The following is an 18,237-nucleotide window of genomic DNA, read 5'->3' as shown; positions in this document are numbered from 1 at the left end:
CGCCGTGCCCCCGCAGCCACTGCGGGGGCACGGCATTTCCGTACGCCCGCCGGCCCCTTTCCGGGAAACCGCGGAAAGCATGACGCAAAGCGGAAACTGCCGCCCGTTACTGCCGCTCGACTTCCGCCTCGACTTCCGCCCGGAAGGGGTCCGGAAAAATAGTATCGAGGCATGAAGATAATCCTGAGCGGAATCGCTTCGGACTCCCATACCTGGAACCTCGTGTATCTCGGGCTGTTCCTGGAGGAGCGGGGGCACGACGTCGTCGCGCTGGGCCCCTGTGTGAGTCCCCGTCTGCTCACGGCCGCCTGTCGCCGGCATGCCCCCGACGCGGTCGTGCTCAGCAGCGTCAACGGCCACGGCTACCGGGACGCGCTCGCCGCCGTGCGCGCGCTGCGGGCCGGACCGGAGCTGGCCGCGCTGCCGGTGGCGGTCGGCGGCAAGCTGGGCACGGCCGGCCACTCCCGGGAGGCCGAGGCGGCCCGGCTGCGCGCGGCGGGCTGCGACGCCGTCCTCGGGGACGGGGCGGGCGACCTGGACGCCCTGTGCGCGTTCCTCGCGGCGCCCGCGCGGGTGGGGGCATGACCGCCGCCGCGCCGCGCCCGTTCGGTGCATTCGTCGCGGCCTCGGCCGCCGCCGGACGGCTGGTGGTCCAGCCCCGCATGGGCTTCGGCGATCCGCACGCCATGCGGGCCGGGCTGGAGCGGACCAGGGCCGCCACGGCCACCACCGTCGGCACGCTCACCATCGACAGCTACACCCGCGTCGGGGACCTCGCGGGCGCCCGGGCCGCGCTCACCGAGGGCGCCGGGCTCAACGGCTACCCGATCGCCACGCACCCGATCGCCGTCACCCGCGCCCTGCTCGACGGGGTGCGCGACGACGGCTTCCCGGTCCAGGTCCGCCACGGCTCCGCCCGCCCGCAGGCCATCGTCCGGGCCCTGCTCGCCGCCGGCCTCGACGCGACCGAGGGCGGGCCGGTCTCCTACTGCCTGCCGTACGGCCGCACCCCGCTGCGCGAATCCGTCGCCGCCTGGGCCGAGGGGTGCGAACTCCTCGCGGAGCACGCCCGCCCCGGTTCCGTGCCGCATCTCGAGAGCTTCGGCGGCTGCCTGCTCGGCCAGCTCTGCCCGCCCGGGCTGCTCGTCGCGACGAGTGTGCTGGAGTGCCTGTTCTTCGCCCAGCACGGGTTGCGCAGCGTCTCGTTGAGTTACGCGCAGCAGACGGACCCGGGCCAGGACGAGGAGGCGGTACGGGCCCTGCGCCGGCTGGCCGGTGAGCTGCTGCCGGCGGGCGTCGACCATCACGTCGTCCTCTACACCTACATGGGCGTCTACCCGCGCACCGACCGCGGAGCGACCCGGCTGCTCGAAGCGTCGGCGCGGCTCGCGGTGCGGGCGGGGGCCGACCGGCTCCTCGTGAAGACGACCGCCGAGTCCCGCCGTATCCCGACCGTCGCCGAGAACGTCCGCGCCCTGGAGACCGCCGCCGCCACCGCCGCGCTGGCCGGTCCGCCGTCGCCGGGCGGCCGGGAGGACTCCGAGGTCTACGCGGAGGCCCGGGCCCTGGTGGAGGCCGTGCTCGGGCTCCACCCCGACCTGGCCCGCGCGCTGCCCGCCGCCTTCGAACGCGGCCTGCTCGACGTGCCGTTCTGCCTCCACCCCGACAACGCGGGCCGTTCCCGCAGCGTCATCGGCGCGGACGGGCGGCTGCGCTGGTCGGACACCGGCGCGATGCCGATCCGCCCCGACGCCCCGCCCGACCTGGCACCGCTCACCGCGAACGGCCTCCTCACCGCCCTCAACCACATGGCCGACCGCTACGACCGGCCGCCGCCCGACCCCGTGACCACGTACCGGCCCCGCACCGCCGCCCCTCACCACCGCCACGAACAGGAGTCCGTCATGGACCACGCCCCGCAGCCCACAGGCACCGCCCTGCCGCCGCCCCTCGGTGAGCACTTGCGCTCCCCGCGGCTGCGCGCCGCCATGCTCGTCCAGCAGGAGGCCCTGCACGCGGCGCGCGAGTACCTGCGCCGGGCCGGCTTCACGGAGCTGCTGCCCCCGCTCGTCGGCCCCGTCACCGACCCGGGCGGCCGGGGCGCCAAGGCCCTGGACGTCGACTACTACGGGCGCCCGTACAAGCTGATGACCAGCGCCATCCTGTACAAGCAGGCGTCGCTGCACGGCTTCCCGAAGCTGTTCTACATCGCGCCCAACGTCCGCGTGGAGCCGGAGGAGACCGCCACCACGGGCCGCCATCTGGTCGAGTTCCACCAGATCGACGTGGAGATCGCCGGCGCGAGCCGCGAGGACGCGCAGGAGGTCGCCGCCGGGCTCCTCACCCATGTCGCCGAGCATGTGTGGACCGCCGTTCCCGGTGTCCTGGCCGGACTGGGGCGCCAGGAAGCCGATTTCGCGGATGTGCGCAGCGGCAAGTACGACGTGTGCACCCACCAGGAGGCCGTCGCCCGGCTCCTGGCCTCGGGGCACCCGCAGAGCGCGGACAGCGAGATCGACTGGACCGGCGAACGGCTCCTCTCGCTGGAGAGCGACCGGCCGTTCTTCATCAACGACTACCCGAAGGGCTCGCGCGGTTTCTACGACCGCGAGGACCCCGAACGCCCCGGTGTCCTGCGGAACTTCGACCTGATCGCCCCGCACGGCTTCGGCGAGCTGGTCTCGGGCAGCGAGCGCGAGTCGGACTACGCGACCATCGTCACCCGGATGCGCGAGAGCGGCGAGAACCCCGCCAAGTACGCCTGGTATCTGAAGGAGGCCCGCGAGGGCATCCCGGCCAGCGCCGGCTTCGGGATGGGGCTTCAGCGCCTCGTCCGCTTCCTCACCGGTCTCGACTCGCTGTGGCAGGTCAGCGCCTACCCGAAGCTCCCCGGGGTGGTGGCCCCGTGAGCGCCCTCACCGCCCCCGGTTTCCCCGAGCGCGAGATCCGCGCCCGCGCCCGGCGCGGCACCGCCGAGGTGTTCCCGGACCCCGGCGCGTACGGTGGCGAGCTCTTCGGCCCCGGGGGTGCGGCCGGTACGGACGCCCTCGACCGGGCCAGGATCGTGCCGCCCGTCTTCATGCCGGAGCGGCTGGAGAAGCTGATCGCCCTCGCCCGCGAGCCGGAGTTCGGTGACGTCGCACTGGCCTGCCGGATCGGCGGGTTCACGTCCTCGTTGCCGCTGTATCTGTCGGCCTTCGGGTCCACCAGGGCGGGCAGCGGCGACCTGGCCGTGCAGGCGTCCCGGCAGGCCGGCCGCCTCGGCATCCCCATGGTCATCGGCGAGAACATGGTCCCCGTGCACGGCTACCGGCGCGGCGGAGACGCCGCCCGCTCCGCGCTCCTCGCGCGCATCGACGCGTACCTCGAAGCGGCGCCCGAAGGGGCCGGCGGGATCGTGGTCCAGCAGTCCACCGAGGACGCCGACTCGGAGGTCTGGAACCTCCTCTACAGCGACCCCGCCACCCGGCCGCTGCTCGCGTCGGGGCGCCTGGCTTTCGAGTTGAAGACCGGCCAGGGCGCCAAGCCCGGACTCGGCGGCATGACCGTCGTCGGGAGCGCGGAGGCGGAACAGCTGGCGGACCGGTTCACGGTCACCGACGCGTTCGGCGCGGGCGGCGGGCTCCGGTTGCGCTGCGCCACGCCCGGCACCTTCACCGACGAGATCCTGCGCCAGCAGCTGCGCTTCATGCGGAACAACTTCCCCAGGGCCCGGACGTGGGTGAAGTTCCACCCGGGCCGCGACATCGCGCACGCCGCCCGCACCGCCTGGGAGGCCGGGGCCGACTCCGTCACCGTGGACGGCGCGGAGGGCGGTACGGGCTGGGCGCCCCGGGTCTTCCTCGACCAGGTCGGGCTGCCGCTCGCCGAGTGCCTGCGCCGGATCGGGCGGCCCGGGGGGTGCCTGCTGACGAGCGGCGGGATGTGGGAGGGCGGACGCGTCCTGCGCGCCCTCGCCCTGGGCGCCACGGGCGTCGGCCTCGGCCGCGCCGCGCTCGTCGCCGTGGACGAGGACCCGGAGCGGGGGCTGGTGCGGCTCGCCGAGAGCATCGCGCTCGAACTGCGGCTGCTGGTCAGCGCGTTGGGCAAGTACGACGTCGGCGCACTGGGCCCCGAGGACCTCTGGTGGCCGGACGGCGGCCCCTTCGGCGCCGGGGCGCCGTTGCCCGGCGACCCGGCGGCCGTCGGAGCGACGCGGTGAACGGGCGGGCGAGGTCCGCGGCCCGGCACGGAGCCGGGGGCCGGTCCTCCCCGCCCGGCCGGCTCCCCGCCGTCACCGGCCGGCACCGCACCGTCCGGGCCAGGTTCGTGCTGCGGGAGGCCCCCGGCGTCACCGTCGGACCCGCCGGCCACGCCGTGCGCCACGCCGGCGGGCGGGACTCCGTGGACGACGCGGCCCTGCTGGCCGTCCAGCGTGCCCTGGCGGAGGCGGGCCGGGGCTACCTCGGTGGCCGCCTGGAACTCCGCGCCCCCGGGCGCACCCGTGCCGCACGCGACCGGCGGGCCCTGCGGCGCGCCGTCGGCCGGGCCGCCGCGCTGGCCGTCGCGGCGACGCTGCGGGGCGACGACACGGGCGTCGACGTCCGCGTCACGCGCCGCTGAACCACTCGCGCGACGAGCCGTACTCCCCTCTCCGCAGATTGCCGACCCAGGAAGCCGAACCCCATGACAACGAATCCCACCGCCCCGCCGTCCGAGGCGGGCCCCGCTCCCGACTGGCGGCGCATCGGCAGCTTCGTCACCGGCCAGGCCGCCGTGCAGTGCGGCAGCTTCGCGCTGATCATCGCCATGAACTGGACGGCCGTGCAGCTCGGCGGCCGGTCCGCGGTCACGCTCGTCATCCTCGCCTCCACGCTGCCGCGTGCCCTGATGCTGCTGTTCGGCGGCGCCCTCGCCGACTCCCTCGGCCCGCGCGCGGTCCTCCTCCGGGCCACCTCCACCCGGCTCGTCGTCCTGGCGGTCGGCGCCCTGGTCACCGCGGGCGCCCACAGCGTCTGGCCGTTGATCGCCGTCGCCGTGGTCGAGGGCTCGCTGCTCGGCCTGACCGGCCCGGCGTCGGGCGTCCTGCTCACCCGGCTGGCCCCCCAGGAGCACCTGGGCCGCGCCAACTCGCTGTTCTCCATGGTGATGCGGCTGGCGCCGATCGCCGGATCACCGCTGGGCGCCTGGCTGGTGGTGGCGGGCAGCCTGTCCGGGGTCATGCTCGTCGCGGCGGCCGGGTGCGCCGTCTGGCTGGTCTGCGCGTTCCACGTCACCCGGGGCATGGCCCGGCCGGAGCACGGCACCGGGCCGCGCCCGTCGTTGTTCCGGCGCTCCGGCGACGGGCTCCTGCTCCTGGGCGCCCACCCCAGGCTGCGCTGGATGTTCATCGCCTGCTTCTGCATGGACTTCGCGTTCCTCTGGCCGGCCGAGGTGGCCCTGCCGCTGCGCGCGTCCGGCGAGGGCTGGGGCATCGGCTCGGTCGCGGCGGCCCTGACCGCGTTCAGCGCGGGCGCCCTGGCTTCGGCGGCGGCCGGTGCCGCTCTCGCCCACCGCATCCCGGTCCCGGTCAAGCTGGTGGTCACCGGCACCGGGCTCGCCGTGGGCATGGGCTCCATGGCCCTGGTGCCCTCGCCGGCCGTCCTCGCGGTCACGGCGTGCGCGGTCGGCCTGTTCTCGGGGCTCAACGGACCCGCCCTGGTCACCGCGTATCAACAGGCCGTCCCCGAGGGGAAGGTGGGCGCCGCGATGTCCACGTTCTCGCTGTCCAGCATCGGGGCCGCGCCCCTTTCCCTGGCCGTCTTCAGCTCGCTCTCCGCGTCCCTGGGCGTGACCGGCACCTGGCTGCTGTGCGCCGGCGTCGCACTGTTCTCGCCGATCGCCGCCACGCTCGCCCTGCGCGCCCCCACGACGCGGAAGGCCCCCGCCACGGCGGAGGTCTCCGCCGCCCCCGAGCCCACCGCCACCGCCGTGTGAGGCAGCCATGTCCCTGCTGGACCCCCGCCCGTCACCCGTCCTCCGATCCGTCCTCCTGCCCACCCCACTCCCCCCGCTGCCCGCCGCGCTGCCCCCGCCGGCCGGGCCGGACCCCGGCCGCCCGCAGCTCTGGCTGGTGGCCACCGCCGCGCACGAGGAGACCGCGAGCCGGTACGCCCCGCTCGTGCTCTGCCCCGCCGAACTGGCCCGGGCCGAGGAGTTCCGCCGCCCCGCCGACCGCGCCACCTATCTGTGCGCCCATGTCGGACTGCGCCGGGTCCTCGGCAACCACCTGGGCGTCGCCCCGCGCACGGTCTCGGTGGCCCGGGCGCCCTGCCCGGGCTGCGGCGAACCGCACGGGCGGCCCGTACTCCCGGACGGGCCCCTGCACTTCTCGCTCTCGCACTGCGAGGGCCTGAGCCTGATCGCCGTCGCCGCCGCTCCGGTCGGGGTGGACGTCGAACCCGTACCGGACCCGGACACCCTCCTGGAGGCGGCCGATGTCGTCCACCCCCTGGAGGCGGCGGAACTCGCCGCGCTGGCGCCCGCGCTGCGGCCGGCCGCGTTCGCCCGGGTGTGGACCAGGAAGGAGGCGTACCTGAAGGGGCTCGGCATCGGCCTGGGCGACGACCCGTCGGCGGAGTACGTGGGCGCCGGGCAGGCACCGGCCGGCCCCGGCGGCTGGCTGCTGGCCGACATCGCCGTCCCGGCCGGCCACCGGGCCGCGGTGGCGCTCCGCCGCGACGAGGCGGGCGGCACCGGTCCGGACTGAGCCACTCCGCCCCGTAACGCCCCCGGTGGGACCACCGCCGGGGGCGTCCCCCTGCCGTACGGGCGGTGCCCGGCACTACGTTGTCCCGAGAACGTCAACCGACTTCCAGTATCCGGAACAACGCGGGGGTCCTCGACGGGCTCGGCCGGGCGGAGGCGGAGGCCCGGTTCGCAGCGGTGCGCGGGCGGGCGACGTTGCTCAGCCGGCCGGCCGACGGGGCCCCCGTGACGCTGGACGCCGACGCCGTCGGGGCCGGGCTCACCGCCCTGGTGGAGCGGGTGGAGGCGGAAGGGGCGGACGTGGTGGTGCTCCTGTGCACCGGGGAATTCCCGGGGCCGCGGACGCGGCGGGCGCGGCTGGTCGAGCCGGACGCGCTGCTCACGGGATACGTGGGCGCGGCGCTGCGGGGCGCCCGCGTCGGGATCGTCGTCCCGCTGCCGGAGCAGGTGGCCGAGGCCCGGACGAAGCGGCGGGCGCTCGGCGGCCCGCGCCCACCTGGACGCGGGGGCGGACGCGCTGGTGCTCGACCGCATGGGCTGCGGGACCCGGCACCGCGAGGCGCTGCGCGCGGCCGGGATCACCGCCCCGGTGCTGACGCCGGGCGCGGTGGTGGGGGCGATGCTGGGGCCGCTGCTCGCCTGAGGGGCGGTCCCGGGCCGGGCCGGGACTATTCGGCCACGTAGCGGAGCCAGTACGGATCGCCGATCCGTTTGCCCACGCGCCGCGCGGCGTCGCGCACCGCCCGTCCGTAGCGGGTTTCGTTCTCGTGGCGCAGTTCGGGGGCGGGCAGGGCGATCCCTATGCCGAAGACCTGGCCCGTGTCGCCGTCCACCACGGCGGCGGAGATCCCGGCGACGTTCGGCACGAACTCGCCGCGCGAGGACTCCCAGCCGTCGGCGCGCACCCGGGCCAGCGAGGAGACCAGTTCACCGGGGGTGCGGGGCGCCGACCCGGTGGCCTGTTCGAGGCGGGCGTCGACCAGCCGCAGCACCTGCGCGTCGTCGAGGCGGGCGAGCAGGGCGCGCCCCATGGAGCTGGCGTAGGCGGGCGCGCGGGTGCCGGCCGGGGTGTACGCCTGGAGGGCGCCGGCGGTGCCGATCCGCATGTGCAGCACCAGCGATTCGGCGCCGTCGAGCACGTCCACGTATCCGGTGTAGCCGATGTCGGCGACCAGCCTGGCCAGCTCCTCCTCCAGGAGCGAGGCGGTGGAGCGGGAGGCGCGGAAGTGGTACGAGGCCTCCATGACGAGTTCGCCGGGCCGGTAGGCGCGGCTCACCGGGTCGCGGTCCAGGAAGCCGTACTCGGCCATCATGCTCAGCGTCCGCGACACGGAGCTCTTCGGCAGGTCCAGGGCGCCCGCCACGTCCGTCACGGTCAGGTCGCGCTGAAGGCGCGCCAGCAGCCGCAGGACGTCCCGCGCGTTGGCGAGTGTGCTCACCGTTCTCCTGCCTCCCCCGGGCCCCGGGGCCCGTGCGTCCGATCGTAAGGGGCGTCCGCATACCGAGACCGCCGCCCACCTCCTTGACGGGCGGGCGCGCCCCCCGGGATGATCCAGCACATCCAGATATTCACACACGGTTCCATATTTTAGAACTCCTGGAGTGGTGGAAACGCCGCCCCGCACGGAAGCACCGGAGATCCATGAGCACCGACGCGACGAGCCGGGCCGCCACCGGCGCCCCGCACCCCGCGCCCGAGGAAGCGCGCCATCCCCGCGCCCTCGCGCCCGGCAATCTGATCCTCACCGTGGTGCTCAGCGTGTTCGGCGCGGTCGTCGGTGTGCAGTTGCTCGCCACCCTCGGCGTCACACCCAGCACCTCGCTGATCGGCGCGCTGGCCGCGATGACGCTGGCCCGCGTGCCGCTCGTCGCCTTCCGCGGCTTCCGCTCGGTCCACGCCCAGAACCTGGCGCAGACGAGCATCTCGTCGGCCACCTTCGGCGCCGCGAACAGCCTGTTCCTGCCGATCGGCATCCCGTTCCTGTTCGGGATGGACGACATGGTCGTCCCGATGCTGGTCGGCGTCTCGGTCGCGATGCTGGTGGACGCCTGGCTGCTGTACCGGATGTACGACACCCCGGCCTTCCCCGCGAAGAACCCGTGGCCGCTCGGGCTGGCCGCCGCCGAGGCGATCCGGGCGGGCGACGAGGGCGGCCGGCGTGCCAAGGTGCTCGGCCTGGGCCTGGTGACCGGTCTGGCGGGCGCGGTGTTCTCGCTGCCGATGTCCGCGTTCGGCGTGGCCCTGATCGGCGGCTTCGGCGCGATGGCCGCGTTCGGCGCCGGCCTGCTCTTCACGCAGTACGCGGACCCGCTGTTCGGGCTCGACCTGAACGGGATGTACCTGCCGCACGGCATGATGATCGGCGCCGGTCTGGTCGCCCTCGTGCAGGTCGGCCGGGCCATCCTCGGTGCCCGGCGGACGAACGCGGCGCGGGCCCGCTCGGCCGGTGCGCCGGAGGGCGCGGAAGAGGGCGCGCGACGGCTGGGGCGTTCGATGCGGCTGGGGTTCGGCGCCTACCTCGTGATCTCGGTCCTGCTGGCCTTCGGGACCGGCGCGGCCACGCACATGAGCCCGGGCATGCTGATCGGCTTCCTGGTGTACGCGTCCGTCGCGGCGTTCCTGCACGAGCTGCTGGTCGGCATCGCCTCCATGCACTCCGGCTGGTTCCCGGCCTTCGCGATCGCCCTGATCACGCTGCTGCTCGGCATCCTCATCGGCTTCCCGCCGGAGGCCCTGGTCGTGCTCTCCGGCTTCACCGCCGCGACCGGTCCCGCGTTCGCGGACATGGGTTACGACCTCAAGACCGGCTACCTGCTGCGCGGTGAGAACGCCGACCCGGCCTTCGAGCTGGAGGGCCGCCGCCAGCAGCTGATCGCCGCGATGATCGGCTTCGGCGTCGCGATCGTCGTCGTCCTCGTCTCGTACCGGATGTTCTTCGACAACGGGCAGACCGCCCCGATCGACGCCGCGTACGTCGCCGCGATCAAGGCGGGCCCGTCCGTCGAGACCGCGGAGCACCTCGCGCTGTGGGCGGTCCCCGGTGCGATCGTGCAGCTCATCGGCGGGTCGAAGCGGCAGCTGGGCATCCTGCTCGCGACCGGGCTGCTGATCACGACCCCGATGGCCGGCTGGATGGTCGCCGCCGGCATCGCGGCCCGCGTCCTCGTCCCGCGTCTGCTCGGCCGGGACGTCAAGGGCGACCTGGAGGTGTTCGCCGGCGGTGCGATCGCCGGGGACGCCCTCTACTCCTTCGGCAACGGCGTGTTCAAGGCCGCCAAGTAGCCGGACCTCCTCTCCACCCTCTCGTCCACCCGCACAGCACCACCCTGGGAGAACCCCGTGAAGCGACAGCTGACCCATGACGACATCCGCGCGGCCGTGTACGGCGGTGCCGTGCTCGGCGGAGGCGGCGGCGGCTTCGTGGAGCGGGGCCTGCGCACCGCCGAGCTGGCCCTCCAGGTCGGCACGCCCGAGCTGTGGAGCGCCGACGAGTTCGCGGACGGCGACCTGACCGCGACCGTGGCCCTGGTCGGCGCCCCCGCCGCGCCCGACCCGCAGGTCCTGCCGACGCACCTGGTGCGCGCGCTGGAACTGCTGCGCCGCGAGCTGCCGGGCGACCTGGTCGCGCTGCACACCAACGAGAACGGCGCCGAGACCACGGTCAACGGCTGGTTCCACTCCGCGCTCACCGGCCTGCCCGTCATCGACCTGGCGTGCAACGGCCGCGCCCACCCCTCCAGCCAGATGGGAGCGATGGGGCTGCACCGCCGCGAGGGCTACCGCTCCAGCCAGGGTTACGCGGGCGGCAAGCCCCACGCCTACGTCGAGGGGGCCGTCTCCGGCGGCCTGGACGCGACGTCGAACGTGGTCCGGCGCGCGTCCGTGGAGGCGGGCGGCTGGGTGGGCGTCGCCCGCAACCCGGTCGAGGTCGGCTACGCCGTCCGCAACGGCGCCCCGGGCGCCATCGGCTTCGCGATCGAGCTGGGGCACCGCTTCCTGGCCGAAGGGCCGGCCGGCGCGGCCCGGCAGCTGGGCGGCGAGATCGCCGCGGCGGGGACCGTGCGCGAGTACCGCTGCGAGCAGCGGGAGGGCCTGGACGTGGGCGTCGCGGTCCTGGACGACGCCGACGGCACCACGCTGCACTTCGTCAACGAGTACATGGCGCTCGACCTGGCCGGCGGCCGGCGGGCCGCGTTCCCGGACCTGATCACGACGTTCGACGAGGCGGGGCAGCCGCTCGCCTCCGCCGACGTCGAGGTGGGGCGGCGGGTCGAGGTCCTGGTCGCCCCGGCGGAGAACCTGCTGCTGTCCCCGACGATGTACATGCCCGAGGTGTACGCCCCCGTCGAGGCGCTGCTCGGCCTGGAGTTCGCGCCCGCCGGGAAGGCGCTCGCCGATGTCTGAGCCGACCGTCGCCGACCCGGGCCCGGTGCGGGAGTTCTGCGACGCGCAGTGGGAGGCCGAGGTCCTGCCGCTGGTCCGGGAACACATCAGGATCCCGGCGGTCAGCCCCGCGTACGACCCGGAGTGGGAGGCCCGCGGGCACCTGGACCGGGCCGTCGGGGCGGCGGCGGACTGGCTGCGCGAGGTGCCGCTGCCGGGCCTGCGCACCGAGGTCCTGCGCGCCCCCGGCCGTACGCCCCTGATCTTCTTCGAGGTCCCCGGCGCGGGCACCCGGTCCGACGAGACGGTCCTCTTCTACGGCCACCTCGACAAGCAGCCCGAGGGCGGGGGATGGACCGGGGGGCGCACCGCGTGGGAGCCGTCCTTCGACGGCACCCGGCTGTTCGGACGCGGCGGCGCCGACGACGGGTACGCGCTGCCCGCGTCGGTGACCGCGATCCGGGCCCTGGCCGAACAGGGCGCCGCCCGGCCCCGGTGTGTCGGGGTGTTCGAGGCCGGGGAGGAGTCGGGGAGCCCGGACCTGGACCACTGGTTCGGAGTGCTGGCGGACCGGATCGGCGAGGTGGGCCTCGTGGTGTGCCTGGACTCCGGCGCGGGCGACTACGAACGGCTGTGGCTGGTCACGTCGTTGCGCGGGGCCTGCGGCGGCACGCTCGACGTGCGGGTCCTGGGCGACGGCGCGCACTCCGGGGACGCCGGGGGCGTGGTGCCGTCGTCGTTCCGGGTGCTGCGGCAGCTGCTCGACCGGGTGGAGGACGGGGCGACGGGCACGCTGCGCCCCGCCGCCCTGCACGGCGTGGTCCCTCCGGAGCGCCGGGAGCAGACCCGGGAGGCGGCGGCGCTGCTCGGCGACGGGGTCCGGGAGCGCTTCGACTGGTACGGAAACACCTCGGCCGTGTCCGACGAGCCCGGGGAGCTGCTGCTCAACCGGGCGTGGCGGCCCAGCCTGGAGGTCACCGGGGCGGACGGGCTTCCGCCGGCCGCCTCGGCCGGCAATGTGCTGCGCCCGCACACCCGGGTGAAGCTGGCGCTGCGGCTGCCGCCGACGGTGGACGGCGCGGCGGCCGTCGCGGAGCTGGGCAGGCTGCTCGAGGCGGACCCGCCGTACGGCGCGACGGTCCGCTTCACGCCCGACCGGGTCCTCGCGGACGGCTGGCACGCGCCCGCCGAGGAGCCGTGGCTGAGCGCCGCGCTCTCCGGGGCGAGCCGGGCCTGCTTCGACGGGGCGGACGTGGCCCGGATCGGGCAGGGCGGCACGATCCCGCTGATGGGGAAGCTGTCCCGGCGGTTCCCCGGGGCCCAGTTCCTCGCCTGCGGAGTGCTGGGCCCGGGGGCGAACGCCCACGGTCCGAACGAGTCGCTGCACGTCCCGTACGCGCGGCGGCTCACCGCGAGCCTGTCCCTGACCCTGAACGCCTTCGCCGTACGGGAGCGGGCCGCCGGGTGAGGGGGCGTCACACCTTTTTCAGTGACGTGAGGTGGGCGAAGACGACGACGTTGGCCGAGTAGCCGGCCTTCTTGTCGAAGCGTCCGCCGCACGTCATCAGGCGGAGCTCCGGCCGGCCGGTGCTGCCGTACACCTTGTCGTCGGGGAACTTGTCCTTGGTGTAGGTCTCGACCGCGTCGACCGTGAAGACGGCTTTCTGCTTGTCGGCCCGGGTGACGGTGACCTTGTCGCCCTTGTGCAGGGCGTTGAGGTTGAGGAAGATCGCCGGTCCGGTCTCCGTGTCTCGGTGACCGACGATCAGCGAGGTGCCCTTCTCGCCGGGCGAGGGCCCGTCGCGGTACCAGCCCACCTCCCTGGGCCTGCTCATGGGCGGGGCCCCGAGGTGCCCCTTCTTGTCGAGTCCGAGGCCGGTGACCGGCGCCTCGATGAAGATCGCGGGTACCGCGACCTTCACCGGCCGCGACGGGGACAGGGGTGCGTGCGAGACCGGCCGGTCGCCGCCGCCCGCGGCGTCGTTGCCGTGGGCGGCGGCGACCGGATCGCCGGACGAGTCGGAGCTCGCCCAGACGATGCCGGTCACCAGCGAGGAGGTCACGCTCAATGTCATCGTGAGACGACATGCCCGGCTCGGGCCCCGTCGGCGTCTTCTGCGCGGGTTATGCCTCGTTGCGGGCACGGCGGCGTGCGGCTCGGCGGACCATGATCAGCCCGGCGGCGCCGGCGGCCCCGGCCGCCAGGGCGGCGGTGGTCGCGACGTTCGAGTCGCTCTCGGAGCTGACGCTCTCCATGTCCGGGACGCCGCCGCCACCGGCGGGGACGCCGCCGGACGGCTGCTCGTAGTCCGCCTCGGTGCCCGAAGCCGCGGAGCCGCGCTCGGCGTGGCTGCTCGACCCGTTGTTACCGGCCGGCTTGGTGCAGTCGACCTTGAACGCCTTGTTCTTCGGGCCGGACGGAACGATCCACACCAGCTGGTACGTGCCCTCGGGGAGCAGGTACTCCTGGCTGCGCGCCGAGCCGTTCACCAGGGGCAGGGTGCTGGAGAGGGTGTCCCCCGGGGGGACGGTCGGGGGCTGCGCGGTGATGGTCCACGGCACGGCCGGCATGTCGCCGAAGTTGCTGGCCTGGAGGACGAACTTGCAGACCTCGTTGCCGTCGCCGCCGCGCGCCGCCCAGCCGCCGGGGCGGACGTCGATGTCGCCGCTGTCGCCGGGGGCGGCGAAGGCGGCCGACGCCCCGCCCAGCGTGGCAGCGGCGGCGGCGACCGCGGCGGCCGCGACGGTGCCCGCGCGGACGCTGCGGGCACGGAGAGAAGCGGACATACGCATGCTGAACTCCTTCGAGCCGGGATGATTGTCGTACTGATCAATCGATCGACCTAAGAGATGCCATGACCCGCGGGATAAAAGCCGCGTAACACTCTGAAAAAGTGCGACAAGTACCCTGAGTAGCCGATAGCGATCCGCCCCGAAGAACCCTTTCGGACACGCGAACGGGGCGCCCGAAGGCGCCCCGTCCCGGTGCCCGCCGCGCGGATCAGGCGGCCACCCCGGCCGCCGCGCGCCGGGGGCGGCCCCTCACACCTCCACCCCGAGCAGTTCCCCGAACGCCGCGCTGCCCTCCGGTGTCACCTTCACCGCGCGGCCCGAGCCGACGCGCCGCACCCACCCGCGCTCCAGGGCCGCCGTGCACAGCGCCGCGCCCAGCGCGCCGGCGAGGTGGGAGCGGCGCTCGGTCCAGTCCAGGCAGGTACGGACGAGGGGGCGCCGGGCCCCGGCGGGCTGCCGGTAGTCCAGGGCGTCGGCCAGCCAGGTGCGGCCCGCCGGGGTGACGGCGATCCCGGAGCCGGTGTCGACCAGGCCGCGCGCGCTCATCGCATCCGCCAGGGCGACGCCGAGCCGGCCCGCGAGATGGTCGTAGCAGGTGCGCGCCCGGGCCTCGGCGTCCTGGCGGACCGAGGCGCGCAGGGTGCGCGGGCGGGAGCTGCCGGGGGCGTACGCGGCAAGCGCCTCGGTCAGCGCGGCGGCTTCCGGGCCCGCGAGCCGGACGTAGCGGTGCCGGCCCTGGCGCTCCTCGGCCAGGAGCCCTCCGGCCACGAGGCGGGAGATCTGCTCACTGGCGGCGGACGCGCTGACGCCCGCGTGCCGGGCCAGCTCGCCGGACGTCCAGGCCCGCCCGTCGAGCAGCGCCTCGCAGAAGGCGGCGCGGGTCCGGTCGGCGAAGAGAGCGGCGGTGTCGGCGAGAGAGGACATGGCTCCATGGTGGCGCAACGACGGTTCGGCGGACGCCGAAGTGTTCCGGGCCTACGGTCGGGGCCATGAGCCACCCCATCACGCACGAGTTCAGCCAGTACGCGCAGATCCGAGCGGCCCTCGCCGACCCCGCGCTCGTCCCTCCGGCACCGGACCCGGCCGACGGCCCGCCCGGCGCGAGCGTCGCCTGGCTGCGGGCCACCGTGGCGAGGTTCGCCTCCGGTGAGCCGCACAAGCGGCGCCGGGCCCTGGTGGAGGCCGAACTCGACCGCCTGGCCCCGGCCGATCTGCACCGGGCGGCGTCGGCGCCCGGCGGGGAGGGCGATCTGCGGACGCGTGTGGTGAGCCGCCTGGCCGCCGCGCTGGACATGCCGCAGCCGGACCGGATCGCCGGGGAGGTGGCGCTGGTGGCGGACGCGTACTTCGGCGAGGACGGCGGGGGCGACGCCGACCGGGCCGTAGCCCGGCTGGTCGCCCTGCTCGCGCCGGAGCCGGCGGACGACGCCGAGCTGGAGGCCGTCGCGAATCGCGTCGGGCTCCTGGCCCAGGCGTGCGCCGCGACCGCCACTCTGGTCGAGTCCGTCGCGGCGGCCGGGGCCGGGGCGCCGGTGGCCCGGGTGCTGCGGGACGATCCGCCGGTGCGGGTCATGCGCCGGGTCGCCGCGCACGCCACCCGGGTCGCCGGACGGGAGATCGCCGAGGGCGACGAGGTGGTCCTCGACCTGGTGGCCGCCCGGCAGGACCACCCCGTGCCGCTCACCTTCGGCGCGCCGCCCCGGGTCTGCCCGGGCCGGGCGCACGCCCTCGCGCTGACCGAGGGGCTGCTCGGGCGGCCGATGACCCCGTTCGCCCGGCTGCACCACCAGGGGCGGGCCCTGCTGCTGCCCAACGCCTGGGACTACGCGTCGGCCGCCGCGCTGGCCGCCGAGGGGTTCGAGGCGGTGGGGACCACCAGCCTGGGCGTGGCGGCGGGGCTCGGGCTGCCGGACGGGGCGGCGGCGACGAAGGAGGCGACCGCGGACCTGGCCCGGCGGCTGGGCCGGGGGCCGTTCCTGTTCAGCGTGGACGCGGAAGGCGGGTTCAGCGACGACCCGGCGGAGGTCGCCGTCTTCGCGCGCCGGCTGTACGAGGCGGGGGCGGCGGGGATCAATCTGGAGGACGGGCGGGCCGACGGCACCCTGGCACCGGTGGAGCTGCACGCCGCGAAGATCGCCGCCGTGAAGGAGGCGGTGCCCGGGCTGTTCGTCAACGCCCGCACGGACACGTACTGGCTGGGGCTCGGACAGGAGCGGACCGCGGCCCGTCTCGCGGTCTACGAGCAGGCCGGTGCGGACGGGGTGTTCGTGCCGGGTCTCTCCGACCGGGCGGGGATCGCCGAGCTGACCGCCGTCCTCTCGGCCCCGCTGAACGTGCTGTACAGCCCGGCCGGTCCCGGCATCGCCGAGCTGAGCGCCCTGGGGGTGCGCCGGGTCAGCCTGGGCTCGCTGCTCTACCGGGAGGCGCTGGCCGGGGCCGTCTCCACGGCTGCCGCGATCCGGGACGGCGGCCCGGTGCGGGGCGGAGCACTCCCGTACGCCGCGGTGCAGGCGCTGGCGCCGGGCGACGGGTCAGGGGGTCGCGGCGGAGACGACGTAGACGACGGGTGACATCGGGTCCGTCATGTCCACGGTGATGTCCTGGGTGGGGCGCGGGTCCTTGTTGGTGTGGGTGGTGCCCGCCCAGGAGACGCCGTCACCGAAGTACCAGCCGGCGATCTTGGTGTCGCGCTTGCTGATGGTGACCTTGCCGGGTTCCAGGGCGGCGCGGCCGGTGCCGATGTCGGTCAGGAAGGCGTCCAGGCCGTTGGACGTCGTGCGGAACTGCACGTACATCCGGCTGGCCTTCCAGTTGTTCGTCTCGTAGTACTGCACACCGGTCGCGTAACCGGGGATCGGGACCTCGAAGATGCGGCGCAGCATCCGGGACGGCCAGCCGGGGCGCAGCCCCTGCGCGGCGGCCTCGGCGGCCTTGTCCTGGCCGGAGCGGCGGCTCTGGCCCGCCGAGATCAGCAGGTAGCCGGCGGGGACGCCGATGAGCAGCACGATGATCGTCGCCGTGATCAGGCGCCGGCGGATCAGATGGCGGCGGGTCTCGGGGGGCGGCCCGTCGCCCTCGTCCGGCGGCGGGGACTGGCGCGGCACGACGGGGTGCTCGGCTGCGGTCATGGGTGTGGGGCCCCTAGGAAGTGCGGGTGTTGCGGTTGCTGCGGAGGGTGCTCGCCGCCTGGTCGTAGATCTGCGCGTACCGCTCGTACCGCTCGACGCGGCGGCGGTTGGTGCGGCGGAAGCGCCGGGCGACCAGCCGGGCGAGGTCCGCCGCGCCGACCATACCGGCCTCCGGGCCGAGCTGCGCCTTGGCGATCCGGGCCTCGGGGCGGTAGCCGCGCCCGGTGAGCTGGCGCTTGAAGGCGTCCCGGGCCGGGCCGATGAGCAGGTCGTCGGCGGCGCTGACCCCGCCGCCGATGACGAAGCAGGAGGGGTCGAGCGCGGCGGCCAGATTGGCGATGCCGACGCCGAGCCACTGGCCGATGTCCTGGAGGAGCTCGACGCACATCGCGTCGCCCTCGCGGGCCAGTTCGGTGATGAGCGGTCCGGTGATGTCCGGGACGTTGCCCTTGACGCGCTCGATGATCCCGTGCGCGACCGGCGAGTCGGCGGCGGCCAGCTCGCGGGCCTCGCGGACCAGGGCGTTGCCGGAGCTGTACTGCTCCCAGCAGCCGCGGTTGCCGCACGGGCAGCGGTGGCCGCCCGGCACCACCTGCATGTGGCCGAACTCACCGGCGACGCCGTACTTGCCGCGCTTGACCTGGCCGTCCTCCAGGATCGCGCCGCCGATGCCGGTGCCGAGGGTGATCATGACGAGGTGGTCCTCGCCGCGCCCCGCGCCGAAGCGCCACTCGGCCCAGGCGGCGGTGTTGGCGTCGTTGTCCACCATGACGGGGACGACGAGCCGGGAGGCGAGGGCGTCGCGCAGGGGCTCGTCACGCCAGGCCAGGTGCGGGGCGAAGAGGACCTTGGAGCGGTCGGCGTCGACCCAGCCGGCCGCGCCGATGCCCACCGCGTGCACGTCGTGCCGGTCGGAGAGGTCGAGGACCAGCTCCACGATGGTGTCCTCGACGACCTTCGGGCTCTTGGACTTGTCCGGGGTCTCGGTGCGCACGGTCTCCAGGATCGTGCCGTCGGCGTCCACGACGCCGGCCATGACCTTGGTGCCGCCGATGTCGATGCCGACCGTGGGGACCCGGGGCGCCGTGAGGTGCGAGCGCCTTTCCCGGGTGCCCACGGTCCGCAGGACGGTCGCGCGGGCGGAGCCGCGGTGTGCGAAGTCGCGGTACGTGCTCATCGTCCCTGAAAGGTCTGGGGTAACCGGGT

General features: G+C 75.1%; 17 protein-coding genes and 1 pseudogene. 12 read left to right on the top strand and 6 right to left on the bottom strand.

All coding sequences use genetic code 11. The annotated features are described in order from the left end of the window. The first annotated feature begins 171 nt into the window (after positions 1–171). From FKN01_RS09290 to FKN01_RS33050, 8 genes and pseudogenes are all read left to right on the top strand, one after another. Positions 172–585 (top strand): cobalamin-dependent protein, encoded by a 414-nt coding sequence (locus FKN01_RS09290; protein WP_143618396.1) that lies wholly within the window; start codon positions 172–174, stop codon positions 583–585. Then, entirely contained in the window at positions 582–2,909 is a 2,328-nt protein-coding gene (locus tag FKN01_RS33530; protein ID WP_143618394.1) for an amino acid--tRNA ligase-related protein, read from the top strand. Before FKN01_RS09290 ends, FKN01_RS33530 begins: the two co-directional genes overlap by 4 nt. After that, on the top strand, positions 2,906–4,201 hold the full coding sequence (locus FKN01_RS09280; protein ID WP_143618392.1) for a glutamate synthase-related protein: 1,296 nt from the start codon (positions 2,906–2,908) through the stop codon (positions 4,199–4,201). Before FKN01_RS33530 ends, FKN01_RS09280 begins: the two co-directional genes overlap by 4 nt. Beyond that, positions 4,198–4,602, top strand: a complete 405-nt coding sequence (locus FKN01_RS09275; RefSeq protein ID WP_143618390.1) for a hypothetical protein — start codon at positions 4,198–4,200, stop codon at positions 4,600–4,602. Before FKN01_RS09280 ends, FKN01_RS09275 begins: the two co-directional genes overlap by 4 nt. Before the next feature lie 63 nt (positions 4,603–4,665). Then, complete coding sequence (locus FKN01_RS09270) at positions 4,666–5,955, top strand: MFS transporter (RefSeq protein ID WP_143618388.1); 1,290 nt, start codon at positions 4,666–4,668, stop codon at positions 5,953–5,955. A 7-nt stretch (positions 5,956–5,962) separates the two neighbouring features. Further along, the gene (locus FKN01_RS09265) at positions 5,963–6,727 is read left to right on the top strand and encodes a 4'-phosphopantetheinyl transferase superfamily protein (RefSeq protein WP_143618386.1); all 765 of its coding nucleotides are present in this window, start codon (positions 5,963–5,965) and stop codon (positions 6,725–6,727) included. A gap of 65 nt (positions 6,728–6,792) precedes the next feature. After that, positions 6,793–7,134 (top strand): annotated as a pseudogene (locus tag FKN01_RS33055) (AroM family protein); the annotation flags it as partial. Positions 7,135–7,246: 112 nt separating this feature from the next. Beyond that, positions 7,247–7,369: a hypothetical protein gene (locus FKN01_RS33050; RefSeq protein ID WP_260696830.1), complete on the top strand. Its 123-nt coding sequence runs from the start codon at positions 7,247–7,249 to the stop codon at positions 7,367–7,369. A 25-nt stretch (positions 7,370–7,394) separates the two neighbouring features. Here the strand turns inward: FKN01_RS33050 and FKN01_RS09255 are convergent, their stop codons facing one another. Next, positions 7,395–8,165, bottom strand: coding sequence for an IclR family transcriptional regulator (locus FKN01_RS09255; RefSeq protein ID WP_143618384.1), 771 nt, complete (start codon positions 8,163–8,165; stop codon positions 7,395–7,397). A 203-nt stretch (positions 8,166–8,368) separates the two neighbouring features. Here FKN01_RS09255 and FKN01_RS09250 point away from each other — a divergent pair, with 203 nt between their 5' ends. The 3 genes from FKN01_RS09250 to FKN01_RS09240 are packed head-to-tail and all read left to right on the top strand — an operon-like array spanning position 8,369 to position 12,578. Next, positions 8,369–10,009, top strand: a complete 1,641-nt coding sequence (locus FKN01_RS09250) for an OPT/YSL family transporter (protein ID WP_143618382.1) — start codon at positions 8,369–8,371, stop codon at positions 10,007–10,009. 57 nt (positions 10,010–10,066) lie between these two features. Continuing rightward, positions 10,067–11,131, top strand: coding sequence for a DUF917 family protein (locus tag FKN01_RS09245; RefSeq protein WP_143618380.1), 1,065 nt, complete (start codon positions 10,067–10,069; stop codon positions 11,129–11,131). Then, the gene (locus FKN01_RS09240; protein ID WP_143618377.1) at positions 11,124–12,578 is read left to right on the top strand and encodes a M20/M25/M40 family metallo-hydrolase; all 1,455 of its coding nucleotides are present in this window, start codon (positions 11,124–11,126) and stop codon (positions 12,576–12,578) included. Before FKN01_RS09245 ends, FKN01_RS09240 begins: the two co-directional genes overlap by 8 nt. A 7-nt stretch (positions 12,579–12,585) precedes the next feature. Here FKN01_RS09240 and FKN01_RS09235 read toward each other — a convergent pair whose 3' ends face one another. From FKN01_RS09235 to FKN01_RS09225, 3 genes are all read right to left on the bottom strand, one after another. Next, positions 12,586–13,185 carry a class F sortase gene (locus FKN01_RS09235; protein WP_143618375.1) on the bottom strand — a complete coding sequence of 200 codons (600 nt, stop codon included), beginning with the start codon at positions 13,183–13,185 and terminating at the stop codon, positions 12,586–12,588. A 49-nt stretch (positions 13,186–13,234) separates the two neighbouring features. Then, positions 13,235–13,903: a hypothetical protein gene (locus tag FKN01_RS09230; RefSeq protein WP_143618373.1), complete on the bottom strand. Its 669-nt coding sequence runs from the start codon at positions 13,901–13,903 to the stop codon at positions 13,235–13,237. 249 nt (positions 13,904–14,152) lie between these two features. Next, positions 14,153–14,827: a helix-turn-helix transcriptional regulator gene (locus tag FKN01_RS09225; RefSeq protein WP_143618372.1), complete on the bottom strand. Its 675-nt coding sequence runs from the start codon at positions 14,825–14,827 to the stop codon at positions 14,153–14,155. Positions 14,828–14,892: 65 nt separating this feature from the next. Here FKN01_RS09225 and FKN01_RS09220 point away from each other — a divergent pair, with 65 nt between their 5' ends. Further along, complete coding sequence (locus FKN01_RS09220; protein WP_143618370.1) at positions 14,893–16,473, top strand: isocitrate lyase/phosphoenolpyruvate mutase family protein; 1,581 nt, start codon at positions 14,893–14,895, stop codon at positions 16,471–16,473. Here FKN01_RS09220 and FKN01_RS09215 read toward each other — a convergent pair. Next, positions 16,435–17,031 (bottom strand): hypothetical protein, encoded by a 597-nt coding sequence (locus FKN01_RS09215; protein ID WP_143618368.1) that lies wholly within the window; start codon positions 17,029–17,031, stop codon positions 16,435–16,437. The genes FKN01_RS09220 and FKN01_RS09215 overlap by 39 nt on opposite strands. A gap of 13 nt (positions 17,032–17,044) precedes the next feature. Next, on the bottom strand, positions 17,045–18,208 hold the full coding sequence (locus FKN01_RS09210) for an ROK family glucokinase (protein WP_143618366.1): 1,164 nt from the start codon (positions 18,206–18,208) through the stop codon (positions 17,045–17,047). Positions 18,209–18,237: the final 29 nt, after the last annotated feature.

The organism is Streptomyces sp. 130 (genome assembly GCF_007096885.1).
Classification (GTDB): domain Bacteria; phylum Actinomycetota; class Actinomycetes; order Streptomycetales; family Streptomycetaceae; genus Streptomyces.
Note: the sequence above shows the minus strand (reverse complement) of the source record. Positions and strands in the feature narration are given on the sequence as shown.